Genomic DNA, 26,552 nt, shown 5'->3' with positions numbered 1-26,552 from the left:
AGGGGCCACCTGCCATGAACGTACGCACCCGCACCGTCCACAGAGCCCTGGCGGGGGCACTGGCCGCCGCCGCGATGGCCGCGGCGGCCCTCACCGCCCCCGCCGCGGCCGAGGCCGCCGGCACAACGGCCGCGGGCGGCCGGGAGGCCGCCGCGGGCCACGACCGGCACGCCGCCACCCGCAGCGCCATGGAGGCCCAGGTCGCCGCCGGCATACCCGGCGTCCTGGGGCAGACCCGGGACGACCACGGCACCTGGCGGGGCTCCGCAGGCATCGCCGACCGCACCACCAAGCGGCCCCGCCTCTCCCAGGACCGCTTCCGCATCGCCAGCGTCAGCAAGGTCTTCACCTCCGTCGTCCTGCTCCAGCTGGAAGCGGAGGGCCGGATCGGTCTGGACGACCGCGTCGAGCGCTGGCTGCCGGACGTCGTCCGGGGCAACGGGCACGACGGCCGGAAGATCACCGTCCGGCAGCTGCTCAACCACACCAGCGGGATCTACAACTACACCGAGGACCCGGACTTCCAGAAGCTGCTCGGCCCCGGCTTCCTCGAGCACCGCTTCGACGACCACACGCCGGACGAGCTGGTGAAGACCGCGATGGCACACGCGCCGTACTTCCGCTCCGGCGAGGGCTGGCACTACTCCAACACCAACTACGTCCTCGCCGGCATGATCGTCGAGAAGGTGACGGGACGCTCGTACGCCACCGAGATCAAGCGGCGCATCATCCGGCCCCTGGGGCTCACCGCCACCACGCTCCCCGGCACGGCGCCCGAACTGCCGGGGCCGCACGGCCGGGCCTACAGCACGCTCCTGGCCGAGCCCTCCCCCGACCCGAAGATCTACGACGTCACCGAGCTCAACCCGTCGTGGGGCGGGGCCGCCGGCGAGATCATCTCCACCACCGGAGACCTCAACCGCTTCTACGGCGCCCTCATCGGCGGGAAGCTGCTGCCGAAGGCCCAGCAGCGGGAGCTGCTCACCACGGTGTCCGCGGACGACCAGATGCCGGGCGCCCGCTACGGCCTCGGGGTCGCCGCGATCCGGCTGTCGTGCGGCGCGGACGTCTGGATGCACACCGGCGGCGTCCACGGCTCCATCACGGTCGCCGCCGCGAGCACCGACGGCCGGCACACCGCCGCGTTCAACTTCAACGGCGACTGGACGGGCGACCTCGGCGCGCCGATCGAGGCGGAGTACTGCGGCAAGGCCCCGTCGGGGCGGACCGGCGTCGCCGGGCAGCAGAGGACGGCCACGCTGATGGCGCTGCGCTGACGGTCCTGCTCGCGTACGCCTGCGGCCCGCGGCTGTGACCAGCCGCGGGCCGCGGGTCCGCACGGGAGCGCCGGGGATCAGCCCTGGCAGATCCCGCGGGCGTAGTCGAAGGTCGCCGTGGCCTGCGAGTACTTCCACTGCGGGGCCAGCAGCTTCGCGTCGAGCTGCTGGGCGGCCTCCGGGCTCTCCACCATGTACCCGAAGTCCTGCAGCCAGGACGGGTAGAGGTTCTTCGAGCCGATGTAGAAGGCCGAGCCGTCCACGGACACCAGCTTGTGGTGCTGTGCGTACGGCTTGCCGTCGGCCCACTTGGCGCTGTCCGAGCTGCGGGCGGTCGCCAGCTGCAGGTTGCCGCACATGGCCGTCCTGGCGCCCTGCTGACCGCCGGTGAGCAGCGCGAGGCGGTTGCGCAGGACGTCGCTGATCTCGTTCAGCGACTTGATCTGCGAGTAGCCGCCGCTGCCGACCGCGCCGCGGTTGGCGGGGTCGCTGACCACGATGCGCACCTTCACGCCGGCGGCCAGCTTCGCCGCGAGCGCGTCGTAGAGCCGGACGTCGTAGCGCGGGAGCGGCGGGCAGGTGGCGTTGAGGTCCTGCTGGGAGATCTCCACGTGGCTGCGCGCACTGGCCACGAGGGCGCGCAGGGCGCTCTCCTCGGGGTTGGCCGTGTCGTAGTCGCGGTCGGCGTTGGTGTTGTCGTGCAGGCCGACCACGCACTTGGTGTCGGGCGCCGTCGGCAGGTCCGGCCGGAAGGACGAGGAGGGGTCGGAGTCCTGGATGCCGACGCCGAGGCCGCCGACGGCGATCACGGGGACGTTCCCGGTGGCCGGGGCCGCCGCGGGGTTCGCGTCCTTCTCCATCGTCGGCATGCAGGCGGCGCCGTCGGACGCGGCGAACCAGACGCTCGCGATGTTGTTCTTGTTCCCGCAGGTCCAGGTCCACAGCTGGTCCAGGTACCGGCCGGCGGACCCGGCCGCGGGTCCGGTCAGGGCGAGGTCGACGTCGGACACCGGGTGGGTGGTGTCGACGTAGTCGTTCTTCCAGCTGTTGATGCCGCCGGTGATCGCCGACTGCCCGTCCACCACGAGGAGCTTGGAGTGGTTCCAGGAGAAGGCGGTCTTCGAGGTGGTCATCGACGCGACGTTCAGGGTGACGCTGCCGGCGGCCTTGCCGAGCTTGTCGCGCAGGTCGTCGCGGTACTTCGTGGGCAGCACGTTCATGTGGTAGACCGGCGCGGCCCCGACCAGAACGCGGACCTTCGGCTTGTTGCCGTTCTCCACCGACTTCTTCAGGCCCGCGACGATCGCGTCCTGGAACGCGCCGTCGGGGAAGGGAGCCAGGGTGGATATGTCGACGGTGCGCGTGGCCCGGGAGATGTTCTCGGTCATCTTGGCGAGCAGCCGCTTCGTACCGGGGCGCTCGGCGCAGGTGGCGTCGCCCCAGCAGCCGGGGGTCTGCAGGAGCCAGTCGGCGGGGTCACCGGAGGAGGCGTCCAGCGCGTTGCCGGCGGTGCGCTCCCACACGCGCCCTTCGAGGCCGGGCGAGACCTGGCGGAGGGTCTGCTCGACGGCGTCGAGGTGCGGGGTGGCGGAGGAGGAGTCGGCGAGCGCCGGGGCCGCGGGGAGCGTGGCCAGGGCGAGGGCGGAGACCGCTGCGGAGACGGCGGGACGGGTTAAACGGCGGAGCCGGAGGCGGGCCAATGTGCTTCCTTGATCGGGGGTGCGGAGGTGACCGGGAACGCGCCGCGCGGCGAAAGGCGCACGGCGATCCGCAGCGCCGGTACCGGCACTGCGGATGATCACCGGGCTGAAGGTACCAGTTGCCCGGAACGTTCCGTTCAGGAGCCGCAGCTGCTGCCTCCGCCACAGCTGGAACCCGAACTGGAGGAGGAGCAGCTGGAGCTGGAGCTGGAGCAGCTCGAATGACCGGAGTGGCCGGAGTGGCCGGAGTGGCCGGAACAGCTCGATGCGCCGGAGCAGGCGTACCCGCCGCTGGTGTGGGACGACGAGGACGCGGAGGAGGAAGAGGACTTCGGCTTCGAGGACTTCGAAGTCTTCCGGGAAGACGGCTTCTTCGCGCTCTTGACATCAGCGTGCGAGCTGCCCAGGCCGGGGCTCGACAGTGCCGCCTGCCGCAGCAGGCTCAGGAACGGCCGGTCCGGCTCGGGCCCGCCGGCGCCGTGCACGGCCACGACGCCCGCGATGCCTTCCGGGTGCGTGGCGGAGAACCGGACGCTCCAGGGACCGGTCGCCGGCGTCCGGTTGATGAAGGCCTTGCCCCGCGGGGTGGGCCGCGCCTTCGGCCCGGCGGGCCGGCACCGGACGCGGAGCACGATGCCGGCGGCGAGGAGGCCGAGGACGGCGGAGGGCGTCACGAAGCTCCCTGGCATGAGGATCAGGGCCACGACGCCGACGCCGGTGAGGGCCAGGCCTCCCGCCTGTGCGTCCGCGGCGCGCCGCCACTTCTCCTTCACCAGAGGCGACATGAGCATCCCGCGCCGGACGAGGGCGCCTTCGAGGGCGTCGACGGCCGGGTCGAACTGCAGCGACGTGCGGACCTTGCGCAGGGACGTGCTCCAGTCGGCGCCGCAGCGGCCCAGCAGGGCGCGCTCCACGGCGTTGTAGGCAAGGGCCCGCTCGGCCTTGAGCTTGCCGCTCTCGTTCACGGATATCCGCCCGTCGTCGCACATGCCGGCGATGACGGTGTCCACCACCCGGCCGCGGCCGCCGAGCAGGTACGCGACCTCCAGCAGCTCCGGCTCGCCCTGTGCGGGCGGCGGGTCGGCCAGGGCGCGGCGGCGGGCCACGACGAGCCAGGCCGACGGGGCGACGAGGGCAAGGAGGGTCACCAGGGAGGCGACGACGATGCCGGCGTTCATAGGACGGTTGCCTTTCGGGTCACGCGCGAGCGCAAGGTGTGCCAGGCCGACGCCAGGCGGGCCGGGAGCGGGGCGGGGCCGGTGGCCGGCGCCGCGTGCCGGGCGGCCGTCCACGCCGCCAGGCGCTCCCGTCGCCCGGGATCGGTGAGGATGCCGTCGGTCCGGATGTCGACGGGCCGGATGCCGTCGGTCCGTTTGCCGTCGGCCTTCAGGAGCGCCTCGGCGAAGTCGAGCGCGTCCCGGCGGTAGCCGTCGCTCATCGGACGGCCGCGGGCATGGGCGAGGAACAGCCGCCGGAAGTCCGCCCCGAGGATCTCGGGCAGCTCCGGCGCGACCTTCGCGACGACGTCCGCGCGCTTGCCGAGCAGCGCCTGCTGCTGCGCCCGCAGCCGTTGCGGGTCGAAGCCGGGCGGCGGGGGCGCGTCCGCGACGAGCGCGGAGAGCAGGGCGTGCTGGGCGTGCGCGAGGCGCCGCCGGGCGGCGTCGGGGGCGGTCTCGGGCGCCGTTTCGGGCGTGGGTTCCTGCGCGGTTTCAGGTGTGGCCTGAGGTGTGGTTCGAGGTGTGGTTTCAGACACTGTGCGCCACCGTCCGCCGCGGGTCCTGCCGGTCCTGCCGGGAGGAGCTCCGGGCACCGGCCACCGTCGCCCTGATCGCGTCCAGTTCCGCCGCGAGCTCTTCGGGTGCGGGAAAGGCGTCGTCGCGCTCCAGCAGGACGCCCGGGGGCGTCACGCGGGCGGACAGCTCGGCGAGGACGTCGAGGACGGGGCCGGTCACCGGGTGGGCGTGGCTGTCGTGCCACAGCCCGCCCTGCTCGACGCCACCTGCGACGTGCACGTAGGCGATGGCTTCCAGCGGGAGTTCGTCCAGGGCGGCCGCCGGTTCGTGGCCCAGGTTGACGTGGTTGGTGTGGAGGTTGGCGACGTCGATCAGGAGCCGCACGCCCGTCCTTGCGACCAGCTCGGCGAGGAACTGCCCCTCGGTCAGCTCCTCGCCGGGCCAGGGCAGGAGGGCCGCGATGTTCTCCAGCGCGAGCGGGACGGGCAGCATGTCCTGCGCAATGCGGACGTTCTCGCACAGGACGTCCAGGGCGTCGCGGGTGCGGGGCACCGGCAGCAGGTGCCCGGCCTCGATCCGCGGGGAGCCGGTCAGCGGTCCCCCGGAGCGGACGAAGGCGATGTGCTCGGAGACGAGCGGCGAGCCGAGGGCTTCGGCGCGCTCGGCCAGCGCGGCGAGCCGGGCGAGATCCGGCCGGTCGGCGCCGCCGAGGCCGAGGGAGACACCGTGGGGTATCACCGCCGTGCCGCGCTCGCGCAGTTCCCTGAGCGGAGCGGGAAGGTGGCCCGGGCAGATGTTCTCCGCGACGACCTCCACCCAGTCCGCACGGACCGGGCCCGCCGCCACGGCGCCGGCTATCTCCGGGCGCCAGCCGATTCCCGTCCCCAGCAGTTTGAGCGCACTCGGCTCACGCATGGCCCCGCCCCCGTCCATCCCGTGCTCCCCCGTGGAGCCGAACACCTGTACCAGCTGGCTTTCCCCGCGGCACACTGTACAAATCCTGCGGCAGGGAAACAGCATCCGCCCCGGTCCGGCGCATGGCACACTCGTGGATTTCACGCGGACATTTGCCCTCGGGATTCACCTCGGGGGGTCGGGTGAGCCAATACGCAGTGAACGACGGCAACCACGTCAGGCCAGCTCAGAGCGCCACCGCACAGCCGCCAGACCAGGGGTCGACGACCACGGGCGGGGGAAACAGCAACGGAAAGGCGGAACGTCGTCCGGGCCGGGCCAGGTAAAACCACCGCCGACCCGTGAACCGCCCCCTCGAATAACACCACGACGGGTTCGGTCAACGGCGGGTCTTCCGGACCGAAGACGTATGAACGCCCTTGCAGGGCACGCGCGTCAGGGGCCCGAGTGAGCCCTCGCGCATGCCCTGCTCCACCCTGCGGCCGTACATCTCTCGTATGACCCGTGCCGTCTGCACCGGACTTCAGATGTACGGGACGCCGCCTCCTGGTCTGACTACTCGGGGTGGTTCGAGGCCATAGCTTCTTGATCAACGGTTAGGGCGCCCGCTGCCCTCCCCGAGCGATCCTGAAGTGAGGCTGAACCATGTACGGCAAGGCATTCGCCCCCGAGTACCGGGGCTCCCTGGAAGACCTCTCTGTGAACGCCTCGCTCGAAGAAGTGCTGGCCAAGGCGGTCGAGCAACGGCAGCGTGCCCAACTGGACGGTTCCGCCCTCGGCATGGCGCACGCCGAGCTGGCCGTCGCCGAGGCGAGCCGGCGGCTCGGCCGGGTGGAGGACGCCGAGCGCGCGTGGAAGGCGAGTTACCGGGCCGCGCGGCAGGCGTCGGACCTGGGGGCGATGGCCTGGGCCGTGTGGAGCGGCGGCACGCTCGCCCGCCAGCGCGGAGCACTGGCCCTGGCCCGGCGCTGGCTCGCCATCGCCGCCGAACTCGCCGAGCGGGGCGACGACATCGTGGCCCGCGGCTACTCCCTCGCGGGGCTCGCCGAGACCGGCCGCATCCAGGGCGACTACGAGGCCGTCGGCGAACTGCACGAGAAGCTGCTGGCCGAGGCGCGGCGCCGCGGCGAGGCCCGGCACACCGTGTGGGCGCTGGAGGGCATCGCGCAGATGCACCGCAACTCGGGCTCGTACGACACCGCGTTGGCGATGTTCGAGGAGGCGGCGGAGATATCGGGCCGGGCCGACGACGCCCGCGGCCACGCGTGGGCGCTGCGCGGGATCGCCGACGTGCTGTCCCTGCGGGGGGAGACCGAGCGGGCGCTCGCGCTGCTGTCGGAGGCCGAGGGGACGTGCCGGCGGATGAAGCTCGTCAGCGCTCTGGCCTACAACCACAAGATGCGCGGCAACGTCCTGTTCCGGGCGGGCCGTTACGCGGAGGCCGAGAAGTGCTACCGCGGCGCGCTGGAGGAGTTCCGGGAGATGGCGGAGCCGCGGGGCGCCGCCCTGGCCCGGCTCGGGCTGGTCAAGAGCCGGGCCCGGCTGGGGCACGACCGCGCCGGGACGGCCGCCGAGCTGGACGACCTGCACCGTACGCTCGGCCGGATCGGCCTGCTCCACGCCCGGCGGATGGTCGAGGAGGCGCGCGCCGAACTGGGGACGGCGGCGGACGCGGCGGCCCGTCCGGCCGCCTGACAGCACGTCCTTCCTCGGCAGCCCACGACAGGAGAGAGAAAGACCATGCCCACGCAGGCCGGCCCCGTGCCCCCGCAGACCGCACTCCGGACCCCCGCTCCCCAGACGCTCGCCCGCGCGCGGGCGCTGGCCGAGCCCGCGCTCAGAGCCGCCGTGGCGACGCTGCACCCGCTGCCGGCCCGCATGGCGGCCTTCTCCTTCGGCTGGTGCGAGGCCGACGGCACGCCGAGCCCCTCCCCCGGCGGCAAGGGCGTCCGCCAGGCGTTCGCCCTGCTCGGCGCGGAGGCGGTGGGTGCTCCCCTCGGGGCCGCGGTGCAGGCGGCGGTGGCCGTGGAGCTGGTGCACACCTTCTCGCTGGTGCACGACGACATCATGGACGGCGACGAGCGGCGGCGGCACCGGGACGCGACGTGGAAGGCGTTCGGCACCGGGCCGGCCGTCCTGACGGGCGACGCCCTGTTCGCGCTGGCCGTGCGGACGGTGGCGGAGGCCGGGGGCGAGCACACCGGCCGGGCGGTGGCGCATCTGGCCGACTTCCTGGGCGAGCTGGTGCGCGGGCAGGCCGACGACCTGCTGTTCGAGAACCGCCCGTGGACGGGGCAGGGGGCGGTCGGCATACCGGAGTACGAGGCGATGGCGGCCCGCAAGACCGGCGCCCTGCTCGGCTGCGCCCTGTCCCTGGGACCGGTGCTGGCGGGCGCCCCGCCCCTGCAGACGGGCGCCCTAGCCGAGGCCGGGCGGCGGCTCGGCACGGCGTTCCAGATCGTGGACGACCTGCTGGGGATCTGGGGCGACCCGCGGGCGACGGGCAAGCCGGTCCACGGCGACCTGCTGCGGCGGAAGAAGACCCTGCCGGTGCTGGCGGCCGTCGCCCTGGACGACGGGGCGACCGCCCGCGAGCTGGCCCGGCTGCTGGGCCCGGACACGCCCCCGGACGCCGCGGCCGCCGACCGCGCGGCCGGTCTGGTGGAAGCGGCCGGGGGCCGGGAGTTCGCCCTGGAGGAGGCGCACCGCCATGCGGCGGCCGCCCACGACTGCCTGTACGGCGCGGGCCTCGCGGAGGGCGCGGTCGGTGAACTCGTCGCGCTCTCCGCGCATTTGCTGGAACGGCAGCTGTAGCACCTCTGCCGGTGCCGCCGCTGCAGTCGCGGCGGGCGGCCCCGCTGCGGGCTACTTCGCCGCCGGCGCCGGCAGCGGCGCGCTCTCGCAGGTGACGTCCCGGGCGGGCAGTTCTCCGGAGAGGAGGTACTTGTTCACGATGCCGTCGGCGCAGGCGCTGCCGCCCAGGTAGACGCCGTGGTCGCCGCCGGTGACCGTGACCAGGCGCGAGCCGCGCAGGTCCCGGTGGGCGCGCTGTGCAGCCTCGTAGTACGTGGCCGGGTCGTGCAGGGAGTTGAGCATCAGGACGGGCGGCAGGCCCTTGCCGGTGACCTTGACGCGCGGTGCCGGAGGGGTGGGCCATGCCGCGCACGCGGAGGCGAAGGCGAGCTCTCGGGCACCCATCAGGGGGTACTTGGCGGCGTCCTCGGCGCTGCGCCGGATCCAGGATCCGGTGTCGCGGTTCCACGGGGTGTCCGCGCAGGTCACGGAGAGGAACTCGGCGAAGAAGTTGGTGCCGAGATAGGAGCCGAAGAGGGTGTCGACGAGCTTCCGCTCGGCGGGGGCCGCCGTGTCCCAGTGCTCCAGCGCGGCGAGCGCCTTCGCGAGGCCCGGGAAGCCCTCCTGGGAATCGTAGATCGCCTGGATGGTGCCGCTGTCGAAGCGGTTGGGGTCGAGGGACCTGCCCTTGCCCTCGCCCGGGCTGAGCGGGTGGTCGCGCAGCGCGCTGCGGCGCCGCTCCCAGGTGGCCTTCGCCTCGGCCGCGGTGCGGCCGTAGTGGTAGATGGCGTCGTTCTTCGCGAGCCAGGGCAGGAAGTCCTGCTCGAAGCGGCGCTGGAAGCTCTTCGGCTGGCCCTTCTCGAAGTCCTCCCAAGTGCCGCCGAAGGCTATGTTGCTGTCCAGGACGGCGCGTTCGACGCGCTGCGGGAAGAGCGTGGCGTAGTACGCGCCGACCATGGTCGCGTAGGAGGCCCCGTAGTAGGAGATCCTCCGTTCGCCGAGCAGGGCGCGGAAGAGGTCCATGTCGCGCACGGTCTGCTCGGTGGTGATGTACGGCAGGAGGTCGCCGTGCTTGTCGCGGCAGGCGTCGGCGAGCTTGCGGGAGTTGTCCACGACGCGTTGCACGGCGGCGGGCGAGCGGTCGCGGAAGTCGCCCGCGAAGAAGGCGTCGAGCTTCTCCTGGGTCTGGCACTGCAGCGGCGAGCTCCTGCCGACGCCGCGCTGGTCGAAGCCGACGATGTCGTGGACGGCGCCGATGGCGGGTGCCTTCCGGGCGACGCCGGCCGGCCGCAGCAACCCCTTGCCGCCGGGTCCCCCCGCGGCCATCATCAGCACCCCGCGCCGGTGGGCGGGGTCGCTCGCCCGCACGCGGGACACGGCGATCGTGAGGTCCTTGCCGGCGTCCGGGGCGTGCCAGTCGCGCGGGACGGTCATCTCCGCGCACTCCATGGTGGTCAGCTCGGGGCAGGGCTGCCACACGAGCTTCTGGGAGGTGTACCGCTCGGGCACGGTCACGGCCGTGGCCGGGCGCGGCTGCGCGGGCGCGCCCTGCTGTGCAGCTGCTGCTCCGGCCGGGAGCACTGCGGCCGCGACCACCGCGGCGAGCGCGGCCGACACGGCGGAGAGTGCGGAGACCGCCTTCACGGTCCGCCGCGGTTTCCTGAGCTCGAACATCGAACCTCCTGGTGCGTGGTGACGGTTCGATGCTCCCGGGCGGGGCGGCCGCGATCGACCCCGCTGGTATCCGTTCCGGGGGTGGCACTGGTGCCACCCCCGGGTCTCCCGAGGACGCGCGCTACTTCTTCTTCAGGACGGTGACTTCCGGGTAGGCCGCGGACGGCCGGTCGAGGAGCGGGCTCGGCGTGCCGCGCAGGTGCCGGTCGACGAACGCGTTCACGTACGCGCGGGTGAGCGCGGTCGAGCGGATGCCGTGCAGGCTGCCGTAGGCGCCGTGGACCTGGTCCGGCGGGATCTGGCCGGGCATACCGAACCGGTCCACGATCCAGGGGGCGTCCGTGAACGTCAGGTGGCCGCCTTCGGGCACGTCGAGCCAGCGCTTCCAGCCGGTCAGCCGCTGCCAGCTCTTGTCCCAGTTCTCCGCGTTCTCCGCGTCGCCGCCGGCCCGCTGTGCGCCGAAGAGCATCACGGGCTTCTTCAGCCCGTCGGCGGGCAGGTCGATGGGGAAGTTGCCGTCGAGGTTGACGGCGGCGTCCACGCGCTTGTCGCCGCGCAGGGCCTCCACCGCGCTCGCGCCGCCGATGGAGTGGCCGACCACGGCGATCCGGCCGCGGTCGACGGCGAGCGGGCTGCCGGGGGCGGTCAGCCGGTCGAGGAGGAAGGAGAAGTCCTTCGCCCGGTTCCGCACGACGGCGGCCATGTCCGGCTTCGCGCAGGTCTCACAGGTCTCGATGCGCCCGCCGGGGAACTCGACCGGGGCTTCGTAGGTGTGGTCGACCGCGGCCACCGCGTACCCGCGGGACGCGAGGTCCTCGCCGAGCGCGGTGAGGGTCAGCCGGCTCATCCCGAAGCCCGGCGAAAGGACGACCAGCGGCCGGGGCTTGCGGGCCGGCTCGGCGTCCAGGGTCGAGTTCGTGCGGATGCTTGCGAGATCCTCCTTGCCGAGGACCGCCTTGGAGAGCTCCTTCGACACGTAGGGGGCGTTCTTGTCGCCCTGGTGCCGCGCCGGGTACCAGAGCGAGACCATGAGCTGCCGCTTGCCGGCGGCGGGCTTCCAGGGGTCGGGGCGCGAGGTGTCGACGAGGTGCAGGGTCTTCGTCCCGACGGGCGTCCTGCCTGTCGGCGCCGGCAGCTCGGCCGGGGTTCCGGGTGCCGCCGGTTCGGGGGCACGTTCCGCCGCCGCGGCCACGGCGGGCATCTGGGGTGCGGCGAAGGCCACGAGGAGCGCGGCGGCCACGAAGGACCGCCGCGATGTCTTCCGCGATTTCCACAACATGATCATCACGTTATGCGGCCGTGACACCTCCCGCCATCAGCCTCAGGTCGGAGGTGATCAACTTCGCACGGCGGTGTCCTCCGGCGCTGCGCGAGGGGTGCCGGCACCGCGCCCGCGGTCCATCTCGCGCCACTCCGGGCGCAGTCCGGCCAGGTTGGTGGTGAGGAAGTACACCGCCCCTCCCACCAGGAGGACCGGCACCAGGCCGGCGGATGTGACGGCGAGGCCGGCGAGCAGGCCGCCGAGGGGGATGCCCGCCCAGGCCAGGGAGTCGCCCAGCGCCCGCACCCGGCCCAGCAGGGCGCGCGGCACCCGCTCGAAGGACACGGCGCCGAGGATGGGGTTGAGGAAGCCGCCGCCGAACCCGCTGACGGCGAACACCACGAGCACCACCCACAATGGCGCTCCGCAGGCGAGCACCACGAACTTCGGTGCCCCTGCGAGCAGGAAGCCCGCGAAGAACACGGGGCGGCGGCGCAGCCGGTGGGCGAGCGCGGCGGCCACGAGGCTGCCGCAGACGGCCGCGATGCCCGCCGCGCTGCTGGTGAGGCCGATGGCCGCGGGGCCGCCGCCGGAGCTCTCGGCCCACACGGGGACGAGGACGGCCATGAAGCCCGCCTCGAGGAGGTTGGTGACACCGACCGTGACGATGATCGTGAGCAGCAGGGGTTCGCCGCGCAGGAAGGCGAACCCTTCGCCGAAACGGCGCCAGTAGCCCGCCGGTTCGCCCGCCCCGCCGTCCGTGGGCGCGTCGCCGGACGGCACCGCGAGGCCCATGCCGCGCGGGAGCGCGAACGCGATCACGAGGGAACCCAGGGCGAAGCTGACGGCGTTGACGACCAGGCCGGCCATCGGGCCGAGCAGCGCCACCAGCGCGCCGCCGGCCGCCGGGCCGACCGTGGAGGCGAGGCGCTCGGTGACGCCGGAGAGGCCGGTCGCCCGTTCCAGGGGGACCCGGCTGCGCTCCGCCGCCTCCGGCACCATGATCTCCTTGGCCAGGTCGCCGGGCCCGCGCGCGGCGCCGATCACCGCGACGAGGCCGAGCAGCAGCCAGAACGGCAGCAGGTCCAGGGCGTGGAGCAGGGGGATCAGCGCTGCAGTGGCGGCGCTGAGGGTGTCGGTCGTCCAGGACACGACGCGCGGTCCGACGCGGTCGGTCAGGGGGCCGGTGAACATCTTGACCAGGACGTACGGGGTCATCTCGCAGAAGGCGACGAGTCCGGTCTGCGCGGCGCTGCCGGTGGTGACGAGCACGAACCACGGCAGGGCGACCGCCGAGACGCGCGTGCCCGTCAGGGAGACGGCCGTTGCCGCGAGGACTCCGGCGAGCGGGCGGACGCTGCGGCCTGCGGGACGGGCTCCCGGGGCTCCGTCCGGGCGTCGGGGGTACGGCAGACGGCCGGATATCCGGCCGCGCCGCGGGGCCGGCGGGGTCATGCTTCTCCCCGTCCGTCCGCGCAGGCTCCCGCGCCGCCTTCCGTACGGCCTTCCGTACGCCCTTCCGCGACGGCGGGGTCGGGCAGGAGGTGCAGGGTGAGCGCGACGTGCTCGCTGTCCGCGGGGGCGTCCGCGCCGGGCGCGTGCTGCCGGTAGCGCTCGATGACAGCCCGGAGCTCCCCGGACAGGTCCGCGGCTTCCTGCGGGGTGAGCCGCAGGTTCCAGTCGCTCATGTTGAAGGCGTCCCGCCAGGGCTTCGGCAGGGCCGGGTACGCGGCGACGGCCAGCTGGGTGCGGAGGGTGTGGGCGGCCACGACGCCCTGGACGTAGCCGAGCATGGCCTCGGGCTCCTGCTCGGCGAGCTCGTCGTCGTCGATGACGGTGGCCTCGTGGACGGCGCGCCACCAGCGCTCGCGGGCGTTGCCCAGCGAAGCGTCCTCCGCGACGAAGCCCGCGGCGGCGAGCTGCCGCAGGTGGTAACTGGTCGCCCCGGAGGCCAGGCCGAGGCGCTCGGCGAGCCGGGTGGCCGTCGAGGGGCCGTACAGCCGCAGCAGTCCGACGAGTTGCACGCGTACGGGGTGGGCCAGGGCACGCAGGCCCTTGGCGTCGAGCACGACATGGGTCATTCCCCGCACTCTAGACTGCCAAGGTTTCTTTGCAAAGAAACCTTGGCAGTCTGTTTCAGGTCCGGGCGTGGGCGTAGGTGCCGAGGGCGATGTCCGCGAAGTTGCGCAGGGAGTCCGTGCCGGGGGCGAAGTAGCCGGTGTGGCCGTGGGCGCCGCGCGTGGGGACGACGCGGGCGCCGAACTCCGGGGACGTGGGGTCGGTGCCGTGTCCCAGGCCGAAGAGGTCGACGTTGGGGACGTTGCCTATCCAGTCCGAGGAGTTGCGCGCGGCGGCCCAGACGCGGGCTCCGGTGTGCAGCCCGGCCACCGAGTCGGCGCGCATGCCGGGGCTGCCGAGCGCCACGAGGTCGGCGGCCTCGGTGCGGCCGACGGACGGGGCGGCCAGGCCGCAGACCACCGAGCCGTAGCTGTGGCAGAAGACGGAGGGCGGCGGCGCGGCGGGAGAGGCGGCGGCCGCCGACAGGCCGGCGAGCAGGCGCTCCAGGCGCACGGCCCCGGCCTGCGCGAGCCGGCCGGTGGCGGCGTCCACGCCGAGGCCCACGGGCGTGGTGTAGCCCGCCCAGGCGATGACGGCGGTCGGGGTGCCGGGCGCCCTGCGCTCCATCTCGGCCCGCAGGGAGGCGGCCATCCCGGCGGGGGTGCCGTAGCGGTCCTTCGTCCGGTCGAAGGTGCGGAGGTCGATGTCCGAACCCGGCACGATGACGGCGGTGTGCCGGGCGGCCGCCAGATCGCCGTACACCTCGGCGACCTGGCCGCGGCCGCGCGGGTCGAAGGCCAGGATCCGGCGGCCCGGCGCGAGCAGCCGCTCGCAGCGGTCGGCCCGCTCGCGGGCCTCTTCCCGCGCGCCGCGGGTCAGGGCCGGGTCCGCGGCCCGGGCCCGCGCCTTCGCCCGCTCGGCGGCTATCGCCCGGGCGTTGGCCTCGTACCGCAGGGGCACGGGCGCACCGTCGAGGTTGCCGACGACCAGCGCGTGACGGGCCGCCAGGTCCTTGCGCTCGGCCTCGGTGAGACCGGCGAAGAACGCGGCGACGGTACGCGGCGCCGCCGTCGCCGGGTCCGGCAGCTCGCGGTGGAGGGAGCGGTCCGCACGCCACGCCTCGGCGCCGGCGGGCGGGCCGGTGACCGCGGTCTGCTCGTCGCTGACGGCCCAGCCGGCCGTGCCGGCCACGACCGTGGCGGCCAGAGCTGCGGCGACCAGCGTGCGCTTGAAGCGGCCCATGACTGTCTCTCCCTCGTCCCCGTTGCGTGACAGAGGGAAAGCTAGAAAGAGGGTGTCCGAACCTGCGTCACCCCAGGGAGCCAACCCTGGGGTGATACCTCAGTAGGGGGTCGGCGAGGGGCGCCGTCACCCCCTCGCGGAGTCCGCGGAATCCTCGGAGATCTCGGAGCCCTCAGGGGTCTCGGAGTCCTCGTAGTCCTCGAAGGCGAAGCCCGGTGCGACCACGCACGTCACCAGCACCGGCTCGTCCCCCGCGGGCCCGGCCGACTGCCACACGCCGCCGGGCACCAGGAACTGCGGCTGCTCGCCCCGCTCGACGCCGGGTCCGAGGACCACTTCGGCGGCTCCCTTTCCGTCGGGCGTACCGCCGGAGCCGCCGAGCCTCATCCGCAGCGGGCCGCCGCGGTGCCACAGCCACAGCTCGTCGGAGCGCACGCGGTGCCAGCGGGAGACCTCACCGGGGTGGAGGAGGTAGTAGATGCCGGTGGCGAACGCCCGTGGCCCGCCGTAGCCGTCGGGGACCGCCTCGCGCGTGGTCTTCCATGTCTCGCGGAACCACCCTCCCTCGACGTGCGGTCGGAGGCCGAGGAGCGCTACCAGTTCGGATGTGCCGGAAGGACTGTCAGCCATGGCGTCATTCTCGCGCGGGCTCGGCCTTGACGCTGTCCGAGGCTATGACCAGGGCCGTGCCGATGACGGCGAGGACGATGCTCGCGTACATCTCGTAGCCGTCGAGGAAACCGAGGTAGCGCACGACCACCCAGTAGTGGAACCAGCCGGTGAGTCCGTGGACGACGCCGCCCAGCCCCTGCAGGACGAGGATGACGCCGATGCCTTCGAGCAGCTTCTTCATACCCGCCATGTTCCTGCCGCCGCCCCGCTCCGGTCATCGCCCGGAAGGCTGCGCGGCGCCGACTGAAGTAGTCGCTCGCAGACGCCCGGACCATCCAAGGTCCCGCCTCGTACAACTTTGGTATCGGCCCTCCGTCCGGCGCCTCCGGTCCGCCCGCCGCGTCGGTAAATTGGCTGTTCATGGACGTGAAGACCGAGGAGACGGCGGAGGTGCCGCCCCGCACGGCGCGCAGTGTGCGCGACTGGGCGGTCGACATCCTCTGCATCGCCTTCGCGGCGGTGATCGGGATACTGGCGGCCGAGGCACTGCGCAAGGATCCGAGCGCCTCGCCCGCGCTCCTCTTCTTCGACCAGATCGTGGGCGCCCTGGCCTGCGTCGCGCTGTGGATGCGCCGCCGGTGGCCGGTGCCGCTCGCCGTGGTCCTGGTGGTGGTGAGCACGCCGGTGCCGCCCGCCGCGGGGGCCATGCTGGTGGCGGTGTTCACGGTCGCCGTGCACCGGCCGTTCCGGACGGTGGCCGCCGTGGGAGGGCTCGCCCTGATCAGCGAGCCGCTGCAGGCGGCGATCCGCCCCGACCCGGACCTGCCCTTCCCCGCCGCGACGGCCACGGGCCTGCTGCTGGTCCTCACCGTCATCGGCTGGGGCATGTTCGTCCGCTCCCGGCGCCAGCTGGTCCTGTCGCTGCGCGAGCGCGCCCGGCGGGCCGAGGCGGAGGCGCAGTTGCGGGCGGAGCAGGCGCAGCGCCTGGCCCGGGAGCGCATCGCCCGGGAGATGCACGACGTCCTCGCGCACCGGCTGTCGCTGCTGTGCGTGCACGCGGGGGCGCTGGAGTTCCGTCCGGACGCCCCGCCCGCGGAGGTGGCCCGGGCCGCCGGGGTGATCCGTGACAGTGCGCATCAGGCCCTGGAGGATCTGCGCGAGGTGATCGGGGTGCTGCGCGCCCCCGGCGCGGAGGGCGGAGGGGACCGCCCGCAGCCCACCCTGGCGGCGCTGGAGGGTCTGGTGGAGGAGTCCCGGCAGGCGGGCACGGAGGTGGTGCTCGACCAGCGGGTGGCCGACGCCCCGTCGGTTCCGGAGGTCACGGGCCGCACGGTGTACCGGATCGTGCAGGAGGCGCTGACCAATGCCCGTAAGCACGCGGGAGGGGCGGCGGTGAGGGTCACGGTCGAGGGCTCCCCGGAGGCGGGGCTGACGGTCGGGGTCACCAATCCGCCGGGGGACGGCAGCGGGGCGTCCGTGCCAGGCTCCGGGCAGGGTCTCATCGGGCTGGCCGAGCGCGCCGCCCTCGCCGGCGGCCGGCTCTCGCACGGACCCACACCCGACGGCGGCTTCCGCGTCGAGGGCTGGCTACCGTGGCGGCCATGAACGCCCCGCAGCCGCCGCACGGCCCCGAGCCCTCGCACTCCCCCCGGGCCGAGGCCCGGCAGTCCCCGCAGGCCCGGCCGATCCGGGTCCTGCTCGTGGACGACGACCCCCTGGTGCGGGCCGGGTTGTCGTTCATGCTGGGCGGCCTGCCCGACATCCGCATCGTCGGGGAGGCCGCCGACGGCTCGGAGGTCGCCGCCCTCGTCGACCGGCACGCGCCCGACGTGGTGCTGATGGACATCCGCATGCCGTCGGTCGACGGCCTGGCCGCCACGGAGGAGCTGCGCCGCCGCGAAGGCGCCCCGGAGGTCGTCGTCCTGACGACCTTCCACGCCGACGAGCAGGTGCTGCGGGCCCTGCGCGCCGGAGCCGCGGGCTTCGTCCTCAAGGACACCCCGCCGGCGGAGATCGTCGCGGCCGTGCGCAGGGTCGCCGCAGGCGAGCCGGTGCTCTCCCCCGCCGTCACGCAGCAGCTCATCTCCCGGGTCACGGAGCGGGAGCGTGACACCCGCGGCGACCGGGCCCGGACGCTGCTGGCCGCGCTCAACGACCGGGAGCGGGAGGTCGCGGCCTGCGTCGGGCGCGGGCAGTCGAACGCGGAGATCGCCGGCGCGCTCTACATGAGCGTGGCGACGGTCAAGACGCACGTCTCGCGCATCCTCACCAAGCTGGGCCTCAACAACCGGGTGCAGATCGCCCTGCTCGTCCACGACGTGGGCGGGCCCGGCGCGGAGGCCTGAGGCACGCCCGGCCCGCGGCCCGTCCGGGGCCGGGCCCGGCGCGGTCCCGTGAACAGCTCCCCGCGCAGACCGGACCGGCGCTTTCCGTAAGCCGCTCCGCTACCGGCACGCGACCGTCGGTCACCCTGGCGCGCCCGTAGGGCGGTGTTGCGCAACCGCCTACGAACCTACATGCGGCCGACGTACGGCTGTTACAAAACAGCGGGGAAACAGCAGGTTGCCGGTCATAGGATCGAACTCATGATCCATGGGCGATTAGTTCTAATCGCCCCTTTGCTTTTCCACCCGCGCATCACGCGCGGGAGAGTGGGGGGAAACCTGTGCCTGGGCACATACCGCGCCGACGCGTACTTCAGGTCGCGGGCGGCGGCATCGTCGTCGGAGCCGGTGCGGTGGGTGCCTGGCAGTGGCTGTCCCCGGAGGCGAAGAAGAAGGCCACGCAGGACGGCGCCCCGGTGCGCCCCGCGAAGGCCACGACGTCCGAGGCGTTCGTCCACGTCATCGCCCACCCCGACGACTCCCTCTACTTCATGAACCCGGAGCTGGAGCAGTCGATCCTCGGCGGCGGCCCCTCCGTGACGGTCTGTCTCACCGGCGGCGAGTCCGACGGCCGCAACGAGCTGTCGAACGCCCGCGGCTACAAGCGGCTGCCCGAGAAGCGGGGCGAGTTCGTCCGCGCCCGGCTCAACGGCTTCCGCGAGGCGACGGCCCAGATGGCCACCGGCGACTGGCTCAGCCCCTGGACCGTGGAGGCCCTGTCCCTCCTGCCCGGCATCCAGGTCGAGCTGCACACCCTGCGCGCGGCCCCCCAGGTCCAGCTGATCTTCCTGGAGCTGGTCGAGGCCCGCACCCTGCGCAACCCGCGCAAGGAGAGCCTGCGCGGCCTGTGGCTCGGGGCGACCCCGCAGCTGACGACGCTCCTGCCGGCCGGCAGCCCGGTCAGGAGCACCTTCCAGTACGGCCGCAAGCAGCTCATCGACACCCTCGTCGCGATATTCGAGCGCTACCAGCCGACCGTCGTCCGCACCCTGGACCCGAACCCCACGCACCTGCCGAAGCCGCCGGAGTTCCCGAACACCCCGCCCGTCCTGCGCGGCATAGCCAAGTACGACCACCAGGACCACACGACGTCCGCGTTCTTCGCCCAGGCCGCGCTCGCCGAGTACTGGGGCCGCAAGCACGCCCGGCCCACGGCGGTGGACAGCTACGTCGGCTACGAGGTCTCCCACCTCCCCAGCAACCTCGACAAGGTCACCACCGACCACAAGCTCAAGTTCCTCGACACCTACGGCTGGGCCGACGGCAAGGACTGCGGCGACGCCGCGGGCTGCGGCGACCGCAAGGTGGGCCGCACCTCCGGGACGAAGTACCACGGCTGGTCGAGCAACTGCCGCCACCGCGCGCCCGGCACGATGCGCTGGGTGCAGCCGCTGCCCGACGGCCGCCTCGCGGCGTTCGCGGTCCTCGGCGGTGCGGCGCAGTGCTGGACCGAGGCCAAGGCCGGCAGCGGCATCTGGTCCACCCCCACTTCCCTCGGCGGCTCGATGCTGGAGGGCCAGGTGCAGGCGCTGCGCCACTCCGACGGCACGCTGCAGCTGTTCTCCATACGCACGGTGCTGCCCGCGAAGGACACGCCGCACCGGCGCGAGGTCGTCACCGCGCTGCAGAGCGGCGGCGACTCCGGCGGCACCCCGTCGTTCGGCCCCTGGGAGTCGCTGGGCTCGCCCGAGCAGGACCCCGCGCGCACGATGGAGATGGGCTACCCGGTCGCCGTGGCCGGCACCGACGGCACGGTCCACGTCTTCGTCCGCACCTTCGAGGGCGAGGTGAGCCGCCGCAGCGGCGCCGGCGGCAAGGACTTCTCCGAGTGGGAGACGCTCCCCTCCGCCGGCCCCCGGGTGAAGATCGAGGACGGGCTCGACGCGGCCCTCGACAGCCAGGGCCGGATCCACCTCGTCGCCGCCGACACCAAGACCGTGCACCACTGGATGTCGCAGGACCCCGGCGGCCCGCTGCAGCCGGCCGGGCCCACGAAGCTCCCGGCCGTCACCGGCCCGCTGAGCCTCGCCCCCCTCGGGAGCGGCGGCATGCGCATGGCCGTGCGCCAGCCGAACACCTCCCGGGTGCTCGTCGTCGACCGGCTCGGCGACGACAAGGGCTGGCGCGTCTCGGCCCAGTGCGACCCGCTCAGCGGCCATGGCCGCGTCGCCGTCGGGCAGGCCGGGAACACCACCGTGCTCACCGACGACGACGGCAAGGGCCGCGTGCGGCTGTCCGCCGGGTCCGGCCGCCCGGGCCCGTGGGGCAAGGAAGGCATTCCCTTCCGGGGCGTCCCCGGCGTCGCGCTCGACGCCAAGGGCAATGCGGTCGCGGTCGTCGTCATGGGCCTGGACAACAAGCTGAGCAGCGCACGGCTGCGCGGCTCGGGCAAGGGCGCGTTCACGGACTGGATCGCTCACGACGGGAAGGCGCGGACGAACGTCCAGTCGTAGGGCCTACCGCGCGATGTCCTCGGCGAGGACCCGTTCGACGTTCCGCTCGGCCAGCGCCGTGATGGTCACGAACGGGTTCACCCCGATGGAGCCCGGGATCAGCGCCCCGTCGTTCACGTACAGGTGCCGGTACCCGGCGACCCGCCCGTAGGCGTCGGTGGCCCGGCCCAGGACGCAGCCGCCGAGCGGGTGGTAGCAGAAGTCGTCCCCGAAGGCCTTGGGGCGCGGGCCGAAGAGGTCGTAGCGGTAGTCGGTGCCGTTCGCCCTGTTCATCCGGTCGAGGAAGGACTTCGCCGCGGCGACGGCGGGGGCGTTCTGCTCCCGCTCCCAGCGCAGCCGTACGCGGTCCGTGGCGCTGTCGTGCACGAACGTGCCGCGCTCGGGGTTCCTGGTGACGGCCAGGTACATGCTGATCCCGGTCTCGAAGCCCGCGGGCAGCGGGGCGACGTCGGCGAAGACGGGCGCCGCCGGATCGTCCCAGTCGTCGATGCACGTCGCGGCGATGGCCGACTGGCGGGCGCCCGTGGGGTGCAGCAGCGTGTTGGCACGGCCGGCCATGACGTTGCCGTTCGGCCCCCAGCCCGCGCCCACTTCCACGCCGAGGTCCGGCAGGGTGCCGGTGTCGCGGGCCCGGACGAGCAGCTCCGTGGAGCCGAGGCTGCCGGCGCCGAGGAAGAGGTAGCGGCAGCCGATCTCCTTGGGTGCGAGCCGCCGCCCCTCCGCGTCGATCGGCTCGGCGGTCAGCACGTACGTGCCGTCCTTCTCGCGGCGGACCTTCGTGACGCGGTGCAGGGTCTCGATGGTGACCTTGCCGGTGCCGAGGGCGGCGGCGAGGTAGGTCTTGTCCAGGCTCTGCTTGCCGTGGTTGTTGCCGTACATGACCTCGGCGGCCAGCGCGGACCTCGGCACCTCGCCCGAGGCCTCGCGCCGCATGTAGGCGAAGTCGTAGGCGTTGGGGACGAACCTCGTTCTCATCCCCGCCTTCGTGGCCGCCTCGCGCGCGACCCGGGCGAAGCGGTACCACTCCGTCCGCTCGAACCAGTCCGCGGCGATCTCGTTCGCCCTGAGCATCGCGAGGGCGCGCGGGAAGTGACGGCCGTACATCTCGCCGGCGTCCACCTGCGGGAGCACTTCCCCGAAGTAGGAGCGCCGGGGCGTCGCGGCGATGCCGCCGTTGACGAGCGAGCCGCCGCCCACCCCGCGCCCCACGTACACCCCCATCCCACCGAAGTTCACGCGGTCGAGGACGCCGGCGTACGGCTGGACCGGGCGGTTGACGACATCGAGCCAGAGGAAGGAGGCGATCGGCGCCTCGGTGCGGTTCTTGAACCAGGTGGAGCGCCGGTCGGGGTCGAGCATCCCGCAGAAGACCTTGCCGTCCGGCCCGGGCCGGTTCCACAGCTGCCCCATCTCCAGCATCAGCGTCCCGATGCCGGCCTCCCCCAGCCGCAGCGCGGTGACGGCCGCCCCGTAGCCGGTGCCGACGACCACGGCCGGCACGAAGGCGCCGCTGCCGACCGGGCCCGCCGCGGACGGCCGTGGTCCGGCCGCAGCCGTGATCGTGGTCGCCCCCGTGAGAGAGGCGGCGCCGAAGGCGGTCCAGCCCAGCAGACGGCGCCGCGACAGGGAGACGCTTCCGGCCCCGGTGGCGTGATCCGGTCTCTTCGACACCGCACCAAAGGTAGCAGTGGGTCAGCAGGCAGTCACAGGGTGTGCGTGACCGGAGGCGGTGAAATGGGGTGGCGGCGGGGCGCGCGGCGCGTGTTGGATGCCTGTCGTGATCCCTGCCGACTCTTCCGCGCACACCTCCGACTCCCCCGGCCCCGGGCTGCTCGACCGGCTGGAGGGCTATTACGACAGCGTGCCGCGCAGCGCCGCCCGGGCCGAGGACTTCGGCCCGCTCACCTTGTTCGTCCGCGAGGGCGGGGGCTGGCCGTACTACGCCCGGCCCTCCCTGGGCCCGGCCGGCGCCGGGCGGCCGGTGAGCGCCGCCGACGTGCTGCGGGTGCGGGCCCGCCAGCGCGAACTCGGCCTTCCGGAAAGCTTCGAGTGGGTGGCCGAGACGACGCCCGCGCTGCGGGCGGCCGCCGAGGAGGCGGGGCTGACCGTGCACGAGCACCCCCTGATGGTGCTCGAACCGGGCGGCACCACGGCCGCGGCGGCGCTGCCCGAGGGCCTGGCCGTGCGGCTGCTCGGCCCGGACGACCCCGCGCTGCCGAGTGCGGTGGCCCTCGGCCCGCTCGCCTTCTCCCAGCTCGGCACCGCGGTGGGCACCACGGGCACCGAGGAGCTGGCGGCGGCGGAGCGGCTCGCCGCCCGGGACGGCACGGCGGACCGCCTGGCGGCGCGCATCCGCGCGGGCCTGACGGTGGCCGCCGCGGCCGTCCGCGGGGACACGGCCCTGTGTTCGGGCATGCACCAGCCCGTCGGCGCGGTCACCGAACTGGTCGGCATCGGGACGCTGCCCGCCGTGCGCCGGCAGGGCCTGGGCCTCGCGGTCACCGCGGCCCTCGTCGCCGACGCGCGGTCGCGGGGCGCGGAGACCGTCTTCCTCTCCGCCGGCGACGACGACGTGGCCCGGATCTACGCCCGGGCAGGCTTCCGCCGCGCGGGCACGGCACTGATCGCCGAGCCCGCCGAGCCGGAGGCGCCGCGGGCCTGACCCAGGACGTGCGGGCCCCGCCCCAGGGCGCGCACGAGTGACCCCGGGACGCCGCGGGCCCGACCCGGCTCGGCTCTCCGCAACCGGCTCCCGCCGCCGGATCAGGCCCAGTACAGGCCGCGCGCCCGCGAAGTGGAGACCGTGCCCGGGTCTCGCACGCCCGGCGCCGGCGGGTCGTAGCACGCCTCGAAGCGGACGGTCTCCCCTTCGGAGACGGACCCGTGGTGGGTGAAGTCGACGAAGGAGGCGCCCACCGTCGCGATGCGCTCGACGATCGGGCCGTTCCAGCGGGAGCCGTCCGCCCGCTGGTGGTAGAAGCGGCCCTGGAGCGTGCTGCCCGCCGGAACGGTCACGGTCAGGAAGACCGTGGCCGTGTACGCCTTCGCGCCGCTGATCAGGGTCCGGCCGTTGACCGAGAGCGTCGTCCACACGCCGGGGACGAGCGCGGTCTGCGCGTCGGTGTACTCGCCGAGCGTCCGCGGCGCCGCCCCGCCCGGCTGCGGGTCGGCGGGCCTGCCGGAGGCCCGGGCCGCGATGGCGGGGAAGACCACGTCGTGGAACTGCCCCACGCGGGCGTCGCCCGGGCAGGCCGTGCCGCCCGAGGACCACTGCGGGAACAACCGGTGGTAGCCGTAGCCGGGTTCGTCCCAGGAGCGGCAGACCCGTAACGGCAGGCCGTGGTACTGGTGCAGCCACACCCCGACCTCGACGAGTCTGTCGACCTGCCGGTCGGTCCACGGGTCGGTGTGCTCCAGGTTGGAGGCGGTCTCGATGCTCACCGCCCCGCTGCCGTCCGGGCGCAGGTTGGCCCGGTAGTTGGCGTCGGCGCGGGTCTGGGTGCCGATGTACTGCGCGAGGTCGCCTCCGTAGCCGAGGCCGAAGTGCGACTCGAGGTTGGTGCTGTCGCGCCAGAACTCGTAGAGGCGGCGCGCGGTCCACGGCGCGCCGACGCTGTGCAGGATGAACTGGGTGGGCCGGATCGCCGGCTGGTCGTCCGACTCCGGCTGGAGCTCCATCTTCGTGGCGCCCGGGTACCAGGCCATCACGACTCCTCGGGGCTGGGGGGTGGGGGTGCGCGCCGCACCGCACGGCGACACGCACGTCTGTTCGCGGTATGCCCGTTCCCATGCCGTGCGCCACCGGGAACGAGTGCCTCCGGTGGTGAATGCCGCTCCGGAAACCCCGGAGACTATTGATGCTCTTTGCGGTATTACTTCTGATATGTCACGAAGCTTTGACGACCTGGTGGCCGAGGCCGAGGCCGCCCCCGTGGCCGGCTGGGACTTCTCCTGGCTGGACGGCCGGGCCACCGAGGAGCGTCCCTCCTGGGGCTATCAGCGCACCATGAGCGAGCGCCTGGCCCTCGCGGACGCGGCCCTCGACATCCAGACGGGCGGCGGGGAGGTCCTCGCCGGCGCGCGGAAGCTGCCCCGCACGATGGTGGCCACGGAGTCCTGGCCGCCCAACGTCGCCAAGGCGACGAGGCTGCTGCATCCCCTCGGGGCGGTCGTGGTCGCCGATGCCGACGAGCCTCCCCTGCCCTTCGCCGACGAGGCGTTCGACCTCGTGACCAGCCGTCACCCGGCGACCGTGTGGTGGGAGGAGATCGCCCGGGTGCTCCGGCCGGGCGGCACCTACCTCGCGCAGCACGTGGGCCCGGCCAGCGCCTTCGAACTGGTCGAGTACTTCCTGGGCCCGCAGCCGGAGGAGGTGCGGCGCAGGCGCCACCCCGACGACGAGCGGCGGGAGGCGGAGGCCGCGGGGCTCGGCGTCGTCGACCTGCGCGCCGAGACCCTGCGGATGGAGTTCCGCGACGTCGGCGCGGTGATCTACTTCCTGCGGAAGGTGATCTGGATGGTCCCGGACTTCACCGTCGACCGGTACCGCGGCCGGCTGCGCGAGCTGCACGACCGCATCACGGCCGAAGGCCCTTTCGTCGCCCACTCGGCGCGCTTCCTCATCGAGGCCCGAAAGCCCGTGTGACCCGCAAGCCCGTGACCCGGCCGGCGGGCCGCGCGGCCTCCCGCCGCGCGGCCCGCCGGCCGGTTTCAGGCCGAGGACACCAGATCCAGGTAGCCGTCGTCCCACAGGTCCTCCGTGCCGTCCGGCAGCAGGAGGACCCGGTCCGGGCGCAGCGCCTCGACGGCGCCCTCGTCGTGCGTCACCATCACGAGGGCGCCGGGGTAGGCGCCGAGCGCGCCGAGGACCTCGTCGCGCGAGGCCGGGTCGAGGTTGTTGGTCGGCTCGTCCAGCAGCAGCACGTTGGCGCCGGAGTGCACCAGGCCGGCCAGGGCGAGCCTGGTCCTCTCGCCTCCGGAGAGCACCCCGGCCGGCTTGCCGGCGTCGTCGCCGCCGAAGAGGAAGGCTCCGAGCACGTGCCGGGCCTCCCCGTCACCGAGGTGGGGCGCGGCCGCGGCCAGGTTCTGCCGCACCGTCAGCGCGGGGTCGAGCGTCTCGTGCTCCTGGGCGAAGTAGCCGAGGCGCAGGCCGTGGCCGTGGACGACGCGGCCGCTGTCGGGGGCCTCGCGCCCGGCGAGGATCTTCAGCAGCGTGGTCTTGCCGGCGCCGTTGAGGCCGAGGACGGCGAGGCGGCTGCCCCGGTCGACGGCGAGGTCGACGCCGCCGAGGACACTCCGGCCGCCGTAGGACTTGACGAGGCTGACGGCTCCGAGGGGGGTGCGCCCGCAGGGGGCGGGCTCGGGCAGCCGGATCCGGGCCGTCCGCTCCGTCCGGCGGGCCGGTTCGAGGGCGGCGAGCATCCGGTCGGCGCGGCGCACCATGTTCTTCGCCGCGACGGCGGTCGCGACGTTCGCGCGCATCCGGTCCGCCTGGGTGCGCAGCGCGGCCGCCTTGCGTTCGGCGTTCGCCCGTTCCCGGGTGCGGCGCCGCTCGTCGGCCGCGCGCCGGGCCAGGTACGCGCTCCAGCCGGTGTTGTGGACGTCGACGGTGGCGCGGTGCGCATCGAGGTGGAAGACGCGGTTGACGGTGTCGGCCAGCAGGCCGGTGTCGTGGCTGATGAGCACCAGCCCGCCTTGATGGGCGGTCAGGAAGGTGCGCAGCCAGGCGGTCGCGTCGGCGTCCAGGTGGTTGGTCGGCTCGTCGAGCAGCAGGGTGCCGTGGCCGGCGAAGAGGATGCGGGCCAGTTCGGCCCGCCGCCGCTGCCCGCCGGACAGGACGCCCAGCGGTTCGCCCATGCTGCGGGCGGGCAGCCCCACGCCGGCGGCGACGCGGGCGGCCTCGGCCTCGGCGGCGTATCCGCCCCGGGCCTGGAAGTCGGCCTCGGCCCGGGCGTACGCGGCCATGGCCCGCTTCTGGGCGGCCTCGCCGCCGGCCGTTGCCATGGCGTCCTCGGCGGCCCGGAGCGCGCGGACGGCCCGGTCCAGGCCGCGGGCGGAGAGGATCCGGTCGGTGAGGAGGGTGGCGGGGTCGGCGGCTCGGGCGTCCTGCGGGAGGTAGCCGAGGGAGCCGGTGACGGTGACGTCTCCGGCGGCGGGCCGGAGCTCGCCGGCCAGGGTCCTCATCAGGGTCGTCTTGCCGGCGCCGTTGCGGCCGACCAGGCCGATGCGGTCGCCGGGGGCGATGTGGAAGGAGACGTCGGACAGCAGGAGGCGGGCGCCGGCACGGATGCCGGCACCGCGAACGGTGATCATGGGATTACGCTCCGGAACAGCTCAAGGACACACGGGTGGCGTGGAGTCGGGTCCTTGAGCTAAGAAATGCGGGGCGTGGACATGGGGCCGAGGGTAGCCGCGCGAGCGCGGCGTGCGCATCCGGATTTACGTGCGCGC

At 73.9% G+C, this 26,552-nt stretch carries 20 protein-coding genes and 1 pseudogene; 8 read left to right on the top strand and 13 right to left on the bottom strand.

The features are described 5' to 3' along the window. The first annotated feature begins 14 nt into the window (after positions 1 to 14). Positions 15 to 1,277 (top strand): serine hydrolase domain-containing protein, encoded by a 1,263-nt coding sequence (locus ACFPP6_RS24175; protein ID WP_382046002.1) that lies wholly within the window; start codon positions 15 to 17, stop codon positions 1,275 to 1,277. A gap of 77 nt (positions 1,278 to 1,354) precedes the next feature. Here the strand turns inward: ACFPP6_RS24175 and ACFPP6_RS24170 are convergent, their stop codons facing one another. The 3 genes and pseudogenes from ACFPP6_RS24170 to ACFPP6_RS24160 form a co-directional block, all read right to left on the bottom strand. Beyond that, entirely contained in the window at positions 1,355 to 2,977 is a 1,623-nt protein-coding gene (locus ACFPP6_RS24170) for a phospholipase D-like domain-containing protein (RefSeq protein WP_382045999.1), read from the bottom strand. 137 nt (positions 2,978 to 3,114) lie between these two features. After that, a complete protein-coding gene (locus tag ACFPP6_RS24165; protein ID WP_382045996.1) occupies positions 3,115 to 4,155 on the bottom strand; it encodes a TIGR04222 domain-containing membrane protein in 1,041 nt (346 codons plus the stop codon). Then, positions 4,152 to 5,625: pseudogene (locus ACFPP6_RS24160) on the bottom strand (MbnB/TglH/ChrH family RiPP precursor modification enzyme). Before ACFPP6_RS24160 ends, ACFPP6_RS24165 begins: the two are co-directional and overlap by 4 nt. Before the next feature lie 645 nt (positions 5,626 to 6,270). Between ACFPP6_RS24160 and ACFPP6_RS24155 the strand changes: the two are divergent. Continuing rightward, complete coding sequence (locus tag ACFPP6_RS24155) at positions 6,271 to 7,320, top strand: tetratricopeptide repeat protein (protein ID WP_382045993.1); 1,050 nt, start codon at positions 6,271 to 6,273, stop codon at positions 7,318 to 7,320. 45 nt (positions 7,321 to 7,365) lie between these two features. Further along, positions 7,366 to 8,439 (top strand): polyprenyl synthetase family protein, encoded by a 1,074-nt coding sequence (locus ACFPP6_RS24150; protein WP_382045990.1) that lies wholly within the window; start codon positions 7,366 to 7,368, stop codon positions 8,437 to 8,439. 51 nt (positions 8,440 to 8,490) lie between these two features. Here ACFPP6_RS24150 and ACFPP6_RS24145 read toward each other — a convergent pair whose 3' ends face one another. The 7 genes from ACFPP6_RS24145 to ACFPP6_RS24115 all read right to left on the bottom strand — a co-directional run bounded on the left by ACFPP6_RS24145 (position 8,491) and on the right by ACFPP6_RS24115 (position 15,506). Further along, positions 8,491 to 10,092 (bottom strand): alpha/beta hydrolase, encoded by a 1,602-nt coding sequence (locus ACFPP6_RS24145; protein WP_382045987.1) that lies wholly within the window; start codon positions 10,090 to 10,092, stop codon positions 8,491 to 8,493. A 121-nt stretch (positions 10,093 to 10,213) separates the two neighbouring features. Next, positions 10,214 to 11,371 (bottom strand): alpha/beta hydrolase family protein, encoded by a 1,158-nt coding sequence (locus ACFPP6_RS24140; RefSeq protein ID WP_382045984.1) that lies wholly within the window; start codon positions 11,369 to 11,371, stop codon positions 10,214 to 10,216. Between the two features lie 57 nt (positions 11,372 to 11,428). Beyond that, the gene (locus ACFPP6_RS24135; RefSeq protein WP_382045981.1) at positions 11,429 to 12,808 is read right to left on the bottom strand and encodes an MFS transporter; all 1,380 of its coding nucleotides are present in this window, start codon (positions 12,806 to 12,808) and stop codon (positions 11,429 to 11,431) included. Further along, complete coding sequence (locus tag ACFPP6_RS24130) at positions 12,805 to 13,434, bottom strand: ArsR/SmtB family transcription factor (protein WP_382045978.1); 630 nt, start codon at positions 13,432 to 13,434, stop codon at positions 12,805 to 12,807. The genes ACFPP6_RS24135 and ACFPP6_RS24130 overlap by 4 nt, the downstream gene beginning before the upstream one ends. A 55-nt stretch (positions 13,435 to 13,489) precedes the next feature. Further along, the gene (locus ACFPP6_RS24125; RefSeq protein ID WP_382045975.1) at positions 13,490 to 14,653 is read right to left on the bottom strand and encodes an alpha/beta hydrolase; all 1,164 of its coding nucleotides are present in this window, start codon (positions 14,651 to 14,653) and stop codon (positions 13,490 to 13,492) included. Between the two features lie 126 nt (positions 14,654 to 14,779). Then, the gene (locus ACFPP6_RS24120; RefSeq protein ID WP_382045972.1) at positions 14,780 to 15,283 is read right to left on the bottom strand and encodes a cupin domain-containing protein; all 504 of its coding nucleotides are present in this window, start codon (positions 15,281 to 15,283) and stop codon (positions 14,780 to 14,782) included. Positions 15,284 to 15,287: 4 nt separating this feature from the next. Further along, positions 15,288 to 15,506: a hypothetical protein gene (locus ACFPP6_RS24115; protein WP_382045970.1), complete on the bottom strand. Its 219-nt coding sequence runs from the start codon at positions 15,504 to 15,506 to the stop codon at positions 15,288 to 15,290. A gap of 179 nt (positions 15,507 to 15,685) precedes the next feature. On the opposite strand from ACFPP6_RS24115, the gene ACFPP6_RS24110 reads away from it, so the two are divergent. From ACFPP6_RS24110 to ACFPP6_RS24100, 3 genes are all read left to right on the top strand, one after another. Next, positions 15,686 to 16,870, top strand: a complete 1,185-nt coding sequence (locus tag ACFPP6_RS24110; protein ID WP_382045961.1) for a sensor histidine kinase — start codon at positions 15,686 to 15,688, stop codon at positions 16,868 to 16,870. Further along, positions 16,867 to 17,610 carry a response regulator gene (locus ACFPP6_RS24105; protein WP_382045958.1) on the top strand — a complete coding sequence of 248 codons (744 nt, stop codon included), beginning with the start codon at positions 16,867 to 16,869 and terminating at the stop codon, positions 17,608 to 17,610. The genes ACFPP6_RS24110 and ACFPP6_RS24105 overlap by 4 nt, the downstream gene beginning before the upstream one ends. Before the next feature lie 320 nt (positions 17,611 to 17,930). Then, positions 17,931 to 20,102, top strand: coding sequence for a PIG-L family deacetylase (locus ACFPP6_RS24100; protein WP_382045955.1), 2,172 nt, complete (start codon positions 17,931 to 17,933; stop codon positions 20,100 to 20,102). 3 nt (positions 20,103 to 20,105) lie between these two features. On the opposite strand, the gene ACFPP6_RS24095 is transcribed toward ACFPP6_RS24100, so the two are convergent. Then, positions 20,106 to 21,773 carry a GMC oxidoreductase gene (locus ACFPP6_RS24095; protein ID WP_382045952.1) on the bottom strand — a complete coding sequence of 556 codons (1,668 nt, stop codon included), beginning with the start codon at positions 21,771 to 21,773 and terminating at the stop codon, positions 20,106 to 20,108. A 106-nt stretch (positions 21,774 to 21,879) separates the two neighbouring features. Between ACFPP6_RS24095 and ACFPP6_RS24090 the strand changes: the two genes are divergently transcribed. Continuing rightward, entirely contained in the window at positions 21,880 to 22,764 is an 885-nt protein-coding gene (locus ACFPP6_RS24090) for a GNAT family N-acetyltransferase (protein ID WP_382045950.1), read from the top strand. Between the two features lie 101 nt (positions 22,765 to 22,865). Here ACFPP6_RS24090 and ACFPP6_RS24085 read toward each other — a convergent pair whose 3' ends face one another. Further along, the gene (locus tag ACFPP6_RS24085) at positions 22,866 to 23,807 is read right to left on the bottom strand and encodes a peptidoglycan recognition protein family protein (protein ID WP_382045948.1); all 942 of its coding nucleotides are present in this window, start codon (positions 23,805 to 23,807) and stop codon (positions 22,866 to 22,868) included. Between the two features lie 178 nt (positions 23,808 to 23,985). Between ACFPP6_RS24085 and ACFPP6_RS24080 the strand changes: the two genes are divergently transcribed. Beyond that, a complete protein-coding gene (locus ACFPP6_RS24080) occupies positions 23,986 to 24,747 on the top strand; it encodes a class I SAM-dependent methyltransferase (protein ID WP_382045945.1) in 762 nt (253 codons plus the stop codon). Between the two features lie 65 nt (positions 24,748 to 24,812). Here the strand turns inward: ACFPP6_RS24080 and ACFPP6_RS24075 are convergent, their stop codons facing one another. Beyond that, entirely contained in the window at positions 24,813 to 26,414 is a 1,602-nt protein-coding gene (locus tag ACFPP6_RS24075) for an ABC-F family ATP-binding cassette domain-containing protein (protein WP_382045942.1), read from the bottom strand. Positions 26,415 to 26,552 lie beyond the last annotated feature (138 nt).

The sequence above is a fragment of the Streptomyces aureoversilis genome, assembly GCF_042657885.1.
In the GTDB taxonomy this organism is placed as follows: Bacteria; Actinomycetota; Actinomycetes; order Streptomycetales; family Streptomycetaceae; genus Streptomyces; species Streptomyces aureoversilis.
Note: the sequence above shows the minus strand (reverse complement) of the source record. Positions and strands in the feature narration are given on the sequence as shown.